This window comes from Amycolatopsis nalaikhensis (genome assembly GCF_030264295.1).
Classification (GTDB): Bacteria; Actinomycetota; Actinomycetes; order Mycobacteriales; family Pseudonocardiaceae; genus Amycolatopsis; species Amycolatopsis nalaikhensis.
The window spans coordinates 2810311-2823499 of record NZ_CP127173.1 but is presented as its reverse complement, the minus strand read 5'-3'; the positions used below and the strand labels follow the sequence as shown (position 1 = coordinate 2823499).

General features: G+C 73.1%; 10 protein-coding genes. 4 read left to right on the top strand and 6 right to left on the bottom strand.

The features are described from left to right. Positions 1 to 160 precede the first annotated feature (160 nt). The 3 genes from QP939_RS13935 to QP939_RS13925 all read right to left on the bottom strand — a co-directional run bounded on the left by QP939_RS13935 (position 161) and on the right by QP939_RS13925 (position 4499). Positions 161 to 3334 carry a beta strand repeat-containing protein gene (locus tag QP939_RS13935; protein ID WP_285457178.1) on the bottom strand — a complete coding sequence of 1058 codons (3174 nt, stop codon included), beginning with the start codon at positions 3332 to 3334 and terminating at the stop codon, positions 161 to 163. Between the two features lie 186 nt (positions 3335 to 3520). Further along, entirely contained in the window at positions 3521 to 3829 is a 309-nt protein-coding gene (locus tag QP939_RS13930; RefSeq protein WP_285457177.1) for a hypothetical protein, read from the bottom strand. After that, entirely contained in the window at positions 3744 to 4499 is a 756-nt protein-coding gene (locus QP939_RS13925; protein WP_285457176.1) for a hypothetical protein, read from the bottom strand. The genes QP939_RS13930 and QP939_RS13925 overlap by 86 nt, the downstream gene beginning before the upstream one ends. A 236-nt stretch (positions 4500 to 4735) precedes the next feature. On the opposite strand from QP939_RS13925, the gene QP939_RS13920 reads away from it, so the two are divergent. Genes QP939_RS13920 through QP939_RS13910 form a run of 3 tightly spaced genes read left to right on the top strand, consistent with a single transcriptional unit; the run spans position 4736 to position 7721 of the window. Continuing rightward, on the top strand, positions 4736 to 5932 hold the full coding sequence (locus QP939_RS13920) for an AI-2E family transporter (protein WP_285457175.1): 1197 nt from the start codon (positions 4736 to 4738) through the stop codon (positions 5930 to 5932). Next, positions 5929 to 7065: a MacS family sensor histidine kinase gene (gene macS / locus QP939_RS13915; RefSeq protein ID WP_285457174.1), complete on the top strand. Its 1137-nt coding sequence runs from the start codon at positions 5929 to 5931 to the stop codon at positions 7063 to 7065. The genes QP939_RS13920 and macS overlap by 4 nt, the downstream gene beginning before the upstream one ends. Next, on the top strand, positions 7062 to 7721 hold the full coding sequence (locus tag QP939_RS13910; RefSeq protein WP_285457173.1) for a response regulator: 660 nt from the start codon (positions 7062 to 7064) through the stop codon (positions 7719 to 7721). The genes macS and QP939_RS13910 overlap by 4 nt, the downstream gene beginning before the upstream one ends. Before the next feature lie 3 nt (positions 7722 to 7724). Here the strand turns inward: QP939_RS13910 and QP939_RS13905 are convergent, their stop codons facing one another. Further along, positions 7725 to 8696, bottom strand: coding sequence for a hypothetical protein (locus QP939_RS13905; protein ID WP_285457172.1), 972 nt, complete (start codon positions 8694 to 8696; stop codon positions 7725 to 7727). A gap of 147 nt (positions 8697 to 8843) precedes the next feature. Between QP939_RS13905 and QP939_RS13900 the strand changes: the two genes are divergently transcribed. Next, positions 8844 to 9497, top strand: a complete 654-nt coding sequence (locus QP939_RS13900; protein ID WP_285457171.1) for a DUF1707 SHOCT-like domain-containing protein — start codon at positions 8844 to 8846, stop codon at positions 9495 to 9497. Positions 9498 to 9570: 73 nt separating this feature from the next. Here the strand turns inward: QP939_RS13900 and QP939_RS13895 are convergent, their stop codons facing one another. Then, positions 9571 to 10959, bottom strand: coding sequence for an MFS transporter (locus QP939_RS13895; protein ID WP_285457170.1), 1389 nt, complete (start codon positions 10957 to 10959; stop codon positions 9571 to 9573). A gap of 589 nt (positions 10960 to 11548) precedes the next feature. After that, positions 11549 to 13180 carry a phosphoenolpyruvate--protein phosphotransferase gene (gene ptsP, locus QP939_RS13890; protein ID WP_285457169.1) on the bottom strand — a complete coding sequence of 544 codons (1632 nt, stop codon included), beginning with the start codon at positions 13178 to 13180 and terminating at the stop codon, positions 11549 to 11551. Between the last annotated feature and the right edge of the window lie 9 nt (positions 13181 to 13189).

The window sequence follows — 13189 nt, the reverse complement described above, 5'->3', positions numbered from 1 at the left end:
GGCTCGTCGTCTCCAGGGAAGGAGAGCTTTTTCGACGTCCGCGCTCGCGGGGTGGGGGCGCTCCGTGCGAGGTCGCCCTCGCGGCGCGTGGAGCGCCCGCCCGCGGCAGCGGGGACTGGGGCCGGGCGGGCTCTGGCTGAACCCGCCCGGCGTCACCGAACTACTTGCGCTTGACCAGGCCCAGCAGCTTCGCGAGGAAGCCGGTGGAGTCCAGGCCCGACATCGCCGGGACCTGCGCGGCCGGGGCCGCGCTGTCCAGCACCGGCAGCTTGGCGTTCACCGGCAGGGCCGGGGTCGCCGGGAGCGCGGTCGGCAGCGCCGGGACGCCACCCAGGGCGGGCAGCGCCGGCAGCGCGACGGGCAGGCCACCGGTCGGCAGGTCGGCACGCTCGCCCGGCAGGGCGGGCAGGGCCGGGGTGGCCGGCAGCGCGATCGGCAGGCCGGCGGTCGGCAGGTCCGCACGCTCGGTGCCGTGGCCGGGCAGGGCCCCGCCCAGCGCCGACAGGCCGGTCACGGCGGGCAGCGCCGCGGTGTTCGGCAGGGTCGGCTTCGGCAGCGCCGGGGTGCCGGGCAGGCCCGCCGGGGTCGGCAGGTGGCCCAGCTGCGACAGACCCGCGAGCGGGCTGGTCACCGGGGGCACGTCGGCGCGCTCGGCACCGATCGGGGCGGCCGTCGGCAGCGCGGTCGGCAGCGCGGGCAGGCCCTCGGTGGGCAGCCCGGACGTCGGCAGGCCACTGGCGAGCCCGGTCAGCGACGGCAGCTCGTCGGCCGCCATCTCCGAACCGTCGACCGGGAACGCGATGGCGTCCTCGGCCTCGTCGATGCTCGTCATGTCGGTGGCTTCGGCGGTGGCGACCCCGAGCAGCTCGAGGGGCACCCCGAAGATCTGCACCGGCAGCGCGAACGCGTGGTAGAAGTTGTAGCCCGACAGGCTGGACCCGTCGCCGGCGGTGGTGGCTTCGCCGCCGTTCTCCGTGGTCAGCGTGTTGTCGCCGACGGCGTGCGCGACGCCGCCCACGGTCACCGCGTCGCCGAACAGCTGCGCGATCGCGGTCACCGGCAGGTCGAGGATGTTGCCGGAGATCGCTCCGTCGAGGCCCGACGTGGTGTCGTCGCCCGCGTTCTCGACCGAGGTCATGCTGACGCCGGTGCCGGTCGCGACACCCGCCGCGCTGACCGCGTCACCGAAGACCTGCACCACCGGCAGCGCGTCCGCGCCGACGATGTTGCCGGCCACGGCGCCTTCGTCACCGTTGGTGGTGGCGTCGCCGCCCGCCTCCGACGTGGTGTCGTTGGTGCCCTTGCCGTGGCCCAGCGCCGCACCCGCGACGCCGTCGCTGAACACCTGCGCGACCCCGGCGACCGGAGCCTTCACGATGTTGCCCGTCAGCGCACCGGCCTGCCCGTCGGTGGTGGCGTCGCCGCCGGCCGAGGAGTCGGTGATGTTGTCGTTCTCACCGGTGCCGATGCCGCCGAGGGCGGCGCCGCTGCCGGCGGCCAGCACCGGCAGGGAGACCGGGGCCTCGATGATGTTGCCGGCACCCGCACCCGCCGGGCCGTCGGCCGAGACGTCGCCGCCCGCGTTGGACGTCGTGTCGGTCGAGCCCTTGCCGTGGCCCTGGCCGATGAACGCGCCACCGATGTTGGCGACCTGCACCGGCAGCGACGCCGGCACGGTGCCCAGGTTCGAGCTCAGGAAGCCGTTGTCGTCGTGGGTGCTGCCACCGCCGCCGCCCGAGACGACCTTGGTCTCGTCGGCCGAGCCGGAGCCCTGGCCGATGAAGGAGCCGCCGACGCCGAAGACCTCGGCGGGCACGCCGACCGGCACCTGGACGACGTTGCCCGAGCCGGAGGAGTTGTTGCCCTGCGTGCCGTCGTACGCCCCGGCGGTGACCGTCTTGTCCTCGGTCGCCGTGCCGGAGGCGTTGCCGATGTGGCTGCCGCCGATGCCGAAGACCTCGGGCGCGCCCGCGGCCTGCGTGTTGACGATGTTGCCGCCGATGACGGACTCGTTGCCCTTGGTGTAGCTGCCGTTGCCGGCGTTGGCGTCGGTCGTGTTGTCGTGCGCGGCGTTCGCCTGGCCGATGTAGGTGCCACCGATGCCGAAGGCTTCGACCGGCAGCGCCACCGACGGGTTGATCACGTTGCCCGCGCCGGCCGACTTGTCGCCCGCCGTCTGGACGAAGCCGCCCGAGTCGACGGTGCTGGAGGAGCTGCCGGGCTCGGGGGCGCCGGCGGTCGCGTTGCCGATCCAGGAACCGGCGACACCCGCGACGTTGGCGATCGGGGACAGCGAGACCGCGCCCGCGTTCCCGCCGAGGAACGAGCCGTTGCCGCTCGTCTCTTCGTAGGTCGGGATGCCGAGGCTGCCCTCGCGGGTGTCCCCGGCGGTGGCGTCGGCCGAGTTGGTGCACGAGCCGGCGTGCGACAGCGAGCCCCACACGGCGCCCGAGTTGCAGTTGAACTTGACCGGCAGGGCGACCGGCGCGCCGACCACGTTGCCCGAGCCGGCGCTGTCGTTGCCGGAGGTGAACAGCGAGCCGCCGGAGGTGGCGACCGTGTCGGCGTTGTAGCCGTGGCTCTGCCCGTTGCCGAGCAGGTACGAAGCGGCGTTGCCGGTCACCTGGACCGGGGTGGCGAACTGGCCCGCCACGATGTTGCCGGAGAGGGCCGAGCCGTCGCCGTCGGTGTCGACGTTCCCGGTCTCGGTGGTGCTCTGGCTGGCCGATCCGCCGGTCACCCGGCCGGTGCCGCCCGCGACGCCGCCGCCGTTGCCGGCGATCTGGACCGGGAGCGCCCAGTCGAGGGCGACCGCGTTGCCCGCGAGGCTGGAGCCGTCGCCGGTCGTCGCGATGTCCTGGTTGTGGTCCCAGGTCTGGGTGTGGTCGCCACCCTGGACGTTCGCGTCGCCGATCACGCCGATCGCGTTGTCCACGATCTGGATCGGGACGACGACGTCGCCGGTGACCTTGTTGCCCTTGAGGTTGTTGTGCCCCGGGGTGAACGCGCCGGCGCCGTCGGCCTTGGTGGCACCGCCGAGGGTGCTCTGGCTGATCGGGCTCGCGTCGTCGAGCTGCTTGGCGGCCTCGTTCGCCGCGTTGGTGACCGGCTTGGTGCTCAGCTCCGTCTGCCCGGCGGGCAGGTCCAGCTGGCCGAAGGGGGTGCCGACCGCGTTGTTGGCTTCCTGGATCGGAACCGTGACGTTCAGGTCGAGCGGCGAGGCAGGGGTGTCGGGGTTGACGTTCTCGTCAGCCGAGGCGATGCCGGTACCCAGCATCAGCAACCCACCCGTGACAAGTGCGGTCTGGAGTCCGCGCTTTGCCCACGTCTGCATGGGGTTTTTCTCCTTTATTTCGGGTTCCCTTGCGGGCTTATGGGGGTGCGTCGAATGCACCGAGGGGGAAAGGAACTTCTTGCGGGCGCGACAATGCGCACCGCCGTGTCACGGGAAATTCGCGGACGCAGGAGCCGTCAGATGAAGACGGACTTGGGCGCGTCAGCGACCCGTGAAGGGAGGTGTTCAGTCAGGAGTGACGCCGGGCTGCTCGCCCGGGGTGCGCACAGAGTTGCGCAGGCCGGCGCGGCTCATCGCCGCGACGGCGGTGTCGACGGCTTCGGTCGTCCAGAACGGGACGCCGAAGTTGAGGCCGTCGAGGTGTCCACCGGGGGCCGTGGTGCCACCCGGGGCGGTGGGGACGGACGGCGCGATCGGAAGCTGCGCCGGGGTCAGCGGGGACGGCAGGTCACGGTGCCCGTCGCGGGAGTGGCCCGCGGCACCGGTGCCGTCTTCGAGGTGGGAGTTCTTCGCCAGCGCGAGCGCGGCTCGCACGGAGTCGGGGAGCTGGACCGTCGTCACGGCGACCCCGTCGGTCGCCTGGCCGACGCCGGTGGTCACCGGCTCCTGCTCGACCGGGGCGAGGCCCGGGAAGCTCGGGGAGCGGGACCAGGTCGCCGTGGCCGGCCGGGTCGAGCAGCTGCCACACCTGGCGGCCGAAGTCCTGCGCCGGCGCCGGGGTGACGGTCTCTTCGAGGACCTGGCGGGTGTCCGCCGGCTTGCGGACGACGTGCTCGACCGCGCCGAGGGTGCGCTCCGCCGGGCTCAGCACCGCGTCGTCGGCGAGGTCGGACACCGAGTCGCTGACGCGGTCGGAGACCTCGTGCTCGAGGGTGCGGGCGTCGGCGTGGCACGGGCGCTGCGGCTCGCTCCACGTCGTCGCGTCCTGGTGGCAGTTCGCCGCTTCGGCGAGGCCGCCCGCGACGTCACCGGCGAGGTTGGCCGTGCCGTGGTTGACGTCGCCGAGGCTGCCGGCGGTGGCGTCGGTGACCGGGGTGACGGAGGAGGTGCCGACCTCGACGGTGTCCGCGGAGGCGGTGGCACCGGAGACGAGCCACGCGGCGGCGGTGCCGGCGACGGCCCCGCCCAGCACGAGCAGCGCACGCGACACGAGACGGCGCGAGCGCTTGGCGCCCTGCCCCTCGTTCGTCGCGGTGATCGCCACTCGTTGTCTCCTCGTGCTTGGTTCGTGATCAATCCGGCCGATTGCCGTTGCGGAAGCGACCTAACCAAACCCGCGCCGCGCCGCGCACCCTCGACACGACTTGATGCCCCCATCGTGTGAAGAACACATCGTGTAGTCCGATCTGACGATGGGTGATCGGCCCAGGCAGTCCCCAGTGCCGGACGCGGCCGCCGGAAAGCGGCCGAATCGGGCGGCGTTGCCAGTACGGTGAGCGCGTGAGCCACGCGCGACGCGAAGACCCGTTCCTGCCGGAGCACGAGGACATCACCGGGCTGATCCCCCGGGGGCTGCGCATCAGCGCGGCTCTCGCGTGGCGGTTCATCGTGGTGATCGCCGCGCTGTACGCGGTGGTGTGGGTGATCGGCTACCTGTCCGTCGTCATCATCCCGCTGTCCATCGCCCTGCTGCTGTCCGCGCTGCTCGCGCCGGCCGTCCAGAAGCTGGTGGCGGTGAAGTTCCCGCGCGGGCTGGCGACGGCGATCGTGCTGATCGCCGGGCTGGCCGTGCTGGGCGGGCTGCTGACGTTCGTCGTCACGCAGTTCTCCTCCGGCCTGCCCCAGCTGCAGAAGCAGCTCAACGACAGCCTCGACCAGATCAAGAACTGGCTCGTCTACGGTGCGCCGCACCTGCGCCAGGAGCAGATCCAGGACTTCATCAACCAGGCGATCAGCTTCATCCAGAACAACCAGGCGTCGATCACGACGACCGCGCTCACCACGGCGAGCACGGTCGGCGAGATCCTCACCGGCTTCCTGCTGACGCTGTTCATCACGATCTTCTTCCTCAGCGGCGGCGAGACCATCTGGTCGTTCCTCGTCCGCGCGGTGCCCGGCCGGGTCCGCAACCGCGTCGACGTCGCCGGGCGCCGCGGGTTCGCGTCGCTGGTCAGCTACGTGCGGGCGACCGCGGCGGTGGCCGTGGTGGACGCCGTCGGCATCGGCATCGGGCTGTGGATCATGGGTGTGCCGCTGGTGATCCCGCTGGCGACGCTGGTGTTCCTCGGCGCGTTCATCCCGATCATCGGTGCCGTCATCACCGGCGGTGTCGCCGTGCTGATCGCGCTGGTGACGAACGGCTTCATCGGCGCGGTGATCGTGCTGGCCATCGTGATCGGCGTGATGCAGCTGGAGAGCCACGTCCTGCAGCCGCTGCTGCTGGGCCGCGCGGTGAAGCTGCACCCGCTGGCCGTGGTGCTGGCCATCACCGCCGGCCTGGTGGCGGCCGGGATCGCCGGCGCGCTGCTGGCGGTGCCGCTGCTGGCCGTGCTGAACGCCGGTGTCCGGTCACTGCTGCACGAGACCAACCCGGACCCGGGTGAGGTGAACGTCCTCAAGGACCAGGCCGCGCAGCCGAACGACGCCGAGCCGGGCACGCCGAAGGCGGAAGTGCCGACGCGCGGCGAAGAGGAATGACCGCCGCGCGGACCCCCGATCCGATCACGCCGATGTGGCGGGGCGTGATCGCGTTCCGCGTGCTCACGTGGGCGTTCGCCTGCGGCACGGTGATCGTCCAAAGTGGTCACTACCAGCGCGAATGGCTGGCGTGGGCGATCCTCGGCGTGATGGCCCTGTGGTCGGTGGTCAGCAGCTTCCTCTACCTGCGCGAGCGGACGCGGCCGCCGTCGCTGGTCGTCTTCGACCTCGTCATCACCACCGCGCTGCTGCTGACCTCGCCGTGGGTGCTCAGCGACGCGCAGTTCGCGCTGAACGTCCCGCTGATCACCACGGTGTGGGCGGCGGTGCCACCGGTCGCGGCGGGCGCACGGTTCGGCGCGAGCGGTGGCGTGCTCGCCGGGCTGGTCGTCGGCGTGGCGACCGGTCTCGCGCGCGAGAAGTTCGACCTCGACGTCGCCCGCGACGGCGTCCTGCTGGCCGCCGCCGGGCTGCTCGTCGGCATGGCCGCGACGATGGGCCGCCGGTCCGCGGCGCGGCTGGAGCAGGCGCTGCGGAAGGAAGCGGCGACGGCCGAGCGGGAGCGACTGGCGCGGTCGATCCACGACAGCGTGCTGCAGGTGCTCGCGCGCGTGCGCAAGCGCGGCAACGAAGTCGGCGGCGAGGCGGCCGAGCTGGCGCGGCTGGCCGGTGAGCAGGAGATCGCGCTGCGCTCGCTGGTGACGACCGAGCCGGTGAAGCCGAACGACAGCGGCACGACGAGCCTGCGCGCGGCGTTGCAGCTGCTCGCGACGTCGTCGGTGCAGGTGTCGACCCCGGCGGACGACGTCGAGCTGCCGGCGCACGTCACCGACGAACTGGTCGCCGTCACCCGCGAAGCGCTCTCGAACGTCGAGAAGCACGCGGGACCCGGCGCGCACGCCTGGGTCCTGCTGGAAGACCTCGGCGACGAGGTCGTGGTGAGCATCCGCGACGACGGGCCGGGCATCCCGGACGGCGTTCTCGAGCGGGCGGCGGCGGACGGGCACCTCGGCGTGGTGGAATCCATCCGGGGGAGGGTCCGCGACCTCGGCGGGAGCGCGGCCCTCGACACCGGGCCCGGCCGGGGCACGGAGTGGGAGGTCAGGGTGCCGAGCACGAGGGGTGCGAGATGAGCGACGAGCCGCGGATTTCGGTGATGGTGGTCGACGACCACCCGATCTGGCGCGACGGGGTGGCCCGCGACCTGACCGAGCACGGCTTCGACGTGCGAGCGACCGCGCCGGACGCCGACGCGGCGCTGCGCATCGCGCGGACCGTCCAGCCGGACGTCGTGCTGATGGACCTGAACCTGGGCAGCACCTCCGGCGTCGACGCGACCCGCGAGATCACCGCGGCGCTGCCGTCGACGAAGGTGCTGGTGCTGTCCGCGAGCGGCGAGCACAAGGACGTCCTGGAGGCGGTGAAGGCCGGCGCGTCCGGCTACCTGGTCAAGTCGGCGTCCGCGGCCGAGCTGGTCGACGCGGTGCACCGGACGGCGGCGGGCGACCCGGTGTTCACCGCGGGCCTGGCCGGGCTAGTGCTCGGCGAGTACCGGCGGATGGCCGACGCGCCCGCCGAGGGCGCCGAGCCGCCGCGGCTGACCGAGCGCGAAACCGACGTCCTGCGCCTGGTCGCGAAGGGACTGACCGCGCGGCAGATCGCCGAGCGGCTGGTGCTGTCGCACCGCACAGTGGAGAACCACGTGCAGTCGACGCTGCGGAAGCTGCAGCTGCACAACCGCGTCGAGCTGGCCCGGTACGCGATCGAGCACGGCCTCGACGAGGAGTGACCCTCACGGGATGACGGCGATCCCGGACCAGTCGCTCGTCGGCAGAGCCGCTGTGCCGAGCCGCCACTTCGGTTCACCGGGGTGCCAGGCGGCGAGAACGCCGTCGGCCAGCACGAGATCGCCCGCCTCCGACCAGTCGAGGCCGCCGCCGCGCTTGAGGTGTTCGGTGCTGAACGGCATGCCCGCGGCGTGTTGCCAGGTCAGCGTGTCCGGGCGGAGCAGCCAGATGTCCCGGGTCTGGGTGCTGGTGCCGCGGTAGGCGGGGTCGGCGAAGTCGACGGCCCAGACGCCGCCGTCCCGCGACGGCACGACCGCGGGCGTCCGGCCGAGGGCCGGTCTGCTCAGCTGCTTCCGGTCGCCGGAGCGCAGGTCGACGAGGGTGAGGTCGGTCAGGCCGTCGAGCAGCATCCGGTCGTCCGCCACGGCGAGGATGCGCGGCTCCTGCCGGACCGTGCGGCCGGTCTCCGGCTCGATCAGCGCGTCGGTCGACTCGGCGGCGCCGGAGTTGATGGTGATCAGCAGGCCGTGCGCGGTCTCGGCGCGCACCTGGGTGCGGCAGCTGGCGGGCTGCCCTTGGCCGAACTCCCCACCGGAGAGCGAGACGTGCTGCAAGCGGCAGGCATCGGGCGCGTCCTGCCGGATCAGCCAGACGCTGTCGCCGTCGACACCAGGCGCGACCGACCACGCGCGGCCGAGCGAACGCGGCGGGCTCGACGGTCCCGTGTAGACGAGGGTTTCGAACGGTTCGGTGCTGTGCGTGTAAGGCGGGTAGACCGTGAAGACAGCGTGCTTCCCGACCCGCACGACGCTGAGCCCGATGTCGCCCGTGGGATAGCCGGGCGGGGTGGCGGCGGGCCCGGTGTCGGCGTCGAAGAGGGTGGGGCCGGCGGTGGGGAGCAGGGCTGTCACGCCGATCCCGCCGGTCGCGCGGACCCCGTCGAGGCCTTCCGGCGGGCTCCACGGGGTCGTCGACACGGGCGTGGTCGTGGGCGACGGCGGCGCTTCGGCGGTGCACCCCGCGAGCAGGAGCAAGGCCGCGCCGGCGACGGCACCGCGGAATACGGGTCCGTTCAGGGTTTTCCCCCGATCTCCCTGGTGAAATCCGGTTCTACCATCGTGGGCATGGGCGAGGAAGAGACCACGACGGCGATACCGGTTCCCGAGACCAAGCCGTTGAGCGAGCGCGATCTCCGGGTGTCCGACGACGAGCGCGAGCACGTCGTCGGGGTGCTCCAGAAGGCGATCGGCCGCGGCATGATCGACCTCGACGAGTTCACCGAGCGCACCGACCGCGCGCTGGCGTCCCGGACCCGCGGCGAGCTGAACGCGGTGCTGGCCGACCTCGCCGGCCTTTACCACCCGGCCGCCGCCGTCGCCGCTGCTCCGGCGTACGCGCCGCCGATCGGCTACGCGCCCGGACGGCGTTTCGAGCTCAACGCGAAGTACTCGTCCCTCGTGCGGAGCGGCCCGTGGGTCGTCCCGCCGGAGATGGTGGTGCGCAACAAGTACGGGTCCACGAAGCTCGACTTCACCGAGGCCCAGGTGCAGTCGCCGGTGGTGCACATCGAGCTGGACGCCAAGTGGGGTTCGGTCGAGGTGATCATCCCGGAGCACGCGGCGGTCGACGTCAACTCGATCACCGACGTCAAGTTCGGCGCGCTGGAGGACAAGACGCGCAGCAACGGGCGGATGGGCAACCCGCGGTTCGTGCTGACGGGGCGCGTCCACGGCGGTTCGCTGGTCATCCGGCACCCCCGGCGGGGGTTGTTCGGCTAGCCGGGGCCCCTCTGCCCCCGGCGTCAAGAAGGCCTCCCCACCCAGGCATCGGGTGGGGAGGCCTTCGCCGCGTTCAGGCGGTCCGCAGGTTCTTGCCGACGAACCAGACGAGCGCGGCGAACGCGACGGCGGCGAGCCCGGCGACGACGTGCAGGCCATCGGGGAGGCCGTGCGCGCGGACGACGGCGTTGCCCAGGGTCCCGACGGTGGCGAGGCCGAGCGAGTAGCCGAACTCGTTGACGGTCTGGGCGAGCGCGGAGGCGGCTCCGGCCTTGCGCGGCGGAACGGACCCGACGACGAGATCGGTACCCAGCGCGACCATCGGGCCGACACCCAGCGACGTCACGGCGAACCCGAGCGCGGGCCAGACGGGCCCGGCGGCGGGATCGACGAAGGCGAGCACGGCCATCCCGGTGGCGGCGACGGCGACCCCGCCCGCGATCAAGGCGCTCGGGCGGAAGCGGCGAGCGAGCACGGGAGCGGCGAGGAAGCTGACGGTCGAGGCGGCCATCCCGGGCAGCAGCCCCAGAGCCGCACCGACGGGCGAGAGCCGCTGGGTGAGCTGCAGGAACTGCGCGACGAACAGCATGGTGGTGCCGCCGAGCATGCTGAAGAGCAGCATCCCGCCGAGCGTGGTCCGGAACGCCTTGCCGGCGAACAGGCTGAGGTCGAGCAGCGGGTCGTCGAGGGTCCGCTGCCGCTTGACGAAGAAGTAACCCACGACGAGACCGGTGAGGAGGGCGGCGACGGGGACGGCGTGGACGCCTTCGCGGGCGAGCTCCTTGACGCCGTAGACGGCGGGCAGGATCGCGGCCAGGGAGAGGGCGACGCTCGGGAGATCGAGGCGCCCGGCGGACTCGTCGCGGTACTCCGGCAGCAGCTTCGGGCCGATGACCAGCAGCAGGACCATGGCCGGGACACCGAGCAGGAAGACCGAACCCCACCAGAAGTGTTCAAGGAGCACCCCGCCGACAACGGGGCCGACGATCGCGCCGACGGAGAAGCAGCCGGCCCAGATCCCGATGGCCTCGGCGCGTTGCCGCGGGTTGGTGAACATGGTGCCGATGAGCGAGAGGGTGGAGGGAGCCAGGGTGGCCCCGGCGATCCCGAGCGCGGCCCGGGCGGCGATGAGCATCCCGGCGCTGGTCGAGAAGGCGGCGACGAGCGAGGCGACCCCGAAGGCGGCGGCCCCGAGCAGGAGGAGCTTCCGCCGCCCGATCCGGTCGCCGAGCGTCCCCATGGTGACCATGAACCCGGCGACCATGAAGCCGTAGGTGTCCATGATCCACAGCTGTTCGGTGCCATCGGCGTGCAACCCGGCGGCGAGCTTCGGCAGGGCGAGAACGAGGACGAAGACGTCGAGCGAGACGAGCAGGGTGGGCAGGGCGAGCACGGCCAGCCCGACCCACTCCCGTCGTCCGGCCCGGGCGGTCAGTTCCGGGGCTGTCGCGGTGACGGTCATGGCGGGTCCCTCTCGGCTCGGTGGTTTCGGTCTTCACCACTTCGTCGAGCGAGGCTGGGCTGGATCGACAACCCGGAGGCGGATTTTTCGGGGGCGCCGTGAAGGCCACCGCTGGAGGGTGGCCTTCACGGGCCCAGCGACAGGTTGTCCACACCCCTCGTGCATTGGGGACAACTCCGTGCGTCCAGGTTCGCACAGAACGGCACTGTCGGTAATGGCCGATAGACTGAAAGTGGGGGGCGCCCCTGCGGGTGCGGCGAGATTTCGCGCCGCGGCGGCTCGCCAGGCCGCGCAGCTCGCGCGACCAGCCCGCTACGGCGCGACCAGCACGGCCCACGCAGCTGGCCTGGTCAGCGCGCAGCCCGCCGGAACCGCGCGGCTGCCGTGCGCGACCAGGCCCCATCCACGCGGCCACCCCAGCCCACGCGGCTGGCTTGGTCCGCGCAACCAGCCCTAATCCACGCGGCCAACCCGGCCCACGGGGGCTGGCCCAGCCCCCGTCAGCTACGGGTTCGCTCCTACTGCCGCAAGCCGCGCCCCGCGAGCTGTGTCCGGCACACCCGGGCGACCACGACCAGCCGCGCGTCGATCAGGGGCGAGCCGCAGCGCGGGCCGCTGCCGGGTCCGAAGTCGCCAGGGCCGCTTCCGCCAAGGCCTCGCACTCCGCGAGCGTCGCGGACGCCAGGCTCGCGCCCACCGTCCGGATCGCCGGGGCGTTCATCGAGAGACTCGTCAGCCCCAGGCCCGCCAGGACCAGCGCCAGCCGCGGGTCGGCCGCCGCTTCGCCGCACACGCCCGCCGGTTTGCCCGTGGCCTTCGCCGCGTCGCCGATCAGCTTGAGCAGGCGCAGGAGGGCCGGCTGCCACGGGTCGTTGAGCTTCGCGACCGCGCCCAGCTGGCGATCCGCCGCGAACGTGTACTGCGCCAGGTCGTTCGTGCCGACCGAGACGAAGTCGACGACGTCGAGGATCTCGCGGGCGCTCAGCGCCGCGGCCGGGATCTCGATCATCACGCCCGCCCTGGCGATGCCCGCCGCGCGGACGCGGTCGGCGAACCAGGCCGCTTCCTCGACCGTCGCGACCATCGGGGCCATCACCGACACCTCGGCGCCGGAGTCCTCTGCCGCGCCCGCGATGGCTTCGAGCTGGCGGTCCAGCACCTCCGGGCGGTCGAACGCGACACGCAGCCCGCGGACGCCGAGCGCCGGGTTCGGCTCGGCTTCCGGCGAGAGGAACGCCAGGGGCTTGTCGGCGCCCGCGTCCAGCGTCCGCACGATCACCGGCTTGCCGCGGAACGGCGAAAGCACCGCGGTGTACGCGGCGCGCTGGTCGGCCACCGACGGCTCGTCGGAGGCGTCCAGGTAGCAGAACTCGGTGCGGAACAGGCCGACGCCTTCGGCGCCCGCGTCGGCCGCGGCCTGGGCGTCGGCCGGGGAGCCGACGTTGCCGTAGACCTTCACGCGGTGGCCGTCGGCCGTCGCGCCCGTGCCGTTCCACTCGGCCAGCTGCGCGACCGTCGCCGTGATGACCGGTGCCGACGGGTCCGCGACCTCGACCGTGCCCGTGTCGCCGTCGACCGCAAGCGCTTGCGCGTCCAGCGCCAGCAGTCCGCGCACCGCGACGACGGCCGGGATGCCGAGCGCGCGCGCCAGAATCGCCGTGTGGCTGGTCGGGCCGCCCTCTTCGGTGACGAGCGCGAGAACCTTCGCCGGGTCGAGGCCAGCCGTGTCGGCCGGCGCGAGGTCGCGGGCGACCAGCACGCTCGGCGACGCCAGCTCGGGCACCCCCGGCGGCGCGATGCCGAGCAGCTCGGCGATCAGCCGGTCGCGCACGTCGCGGACGTCGCGGACGCGTTCCGCCATGTACCCGCCCGCGGCGGCCAGGGCCTCGGCGAAGCCCTCGGCGGCCTGGTAGACGGCGCGCGCCGCGGGCAGCCCCTGCGTCTTGACCAGCTGTTCGGCCTGCGCGGCGAGCGCCGGGTCGGCGGCCATCGCGGCGGTCGTGATCAGGATCGTCGCGGCTTCGCCGGACGCGGTCTCGGCCTGCTTCTCCAGCCGCGCGGCGACGGCTTCGGCGGCGGGGGCGATCCGCGCGGCCTCGGCGGCCGGATCGGCCGGGGCGGGGGTGGCGGCGGGCTCGCCGAGCGGCTCCGCGACGCGGACGACGGGACCACGGGCGCGGCCGGGGCTGACGGCGACCCCGGACAGAGACTCAGACGACATGGTCTAGAC

Coding starts and splice junctions, on each gene's coding strand:
- QP939_RS13895 (WP_285457170.1), bottom strand. CDS start 10,959: ATGACCGTCACCGCGACAGCCCCGGAACTGACCGCCCGGGCCGGACGA.
- QP939_RS13900 (WP_285457171.1), top strand. CDS start 8,844: ATGGGCGAGGAAGAGACCACGACGGCGATACCGGTTCCCGAGACCAAG.
- ptsP (WP_285457169.1), bottom strand. CDS start 13,180: ATGTCGTCTGAGTCTCTGTCCGGGGTCGCCGTCAGCCCCGGCCGCGCC.
- QP939_RS13935 (WP_285457178.1), bottom strand. CDS start 3,334: ATGCAGACGTGGGCAAAGCGCGGACTCCAGACCGCACTTGTCACGGGT.
- QP939_RS13910 (WP_285457173.1), top strand. CDS start 7,062: ATGAGCGACGAGCCGCGGATTTCGGTGATGGTGGTCGACGACCACCCG.
- macS (WP_285457174.1), top strand. CDS start 5,929: ATGACCGCCGCGCGGACCCCCGATCCGATCACGCCGATGTGGCGGGGC.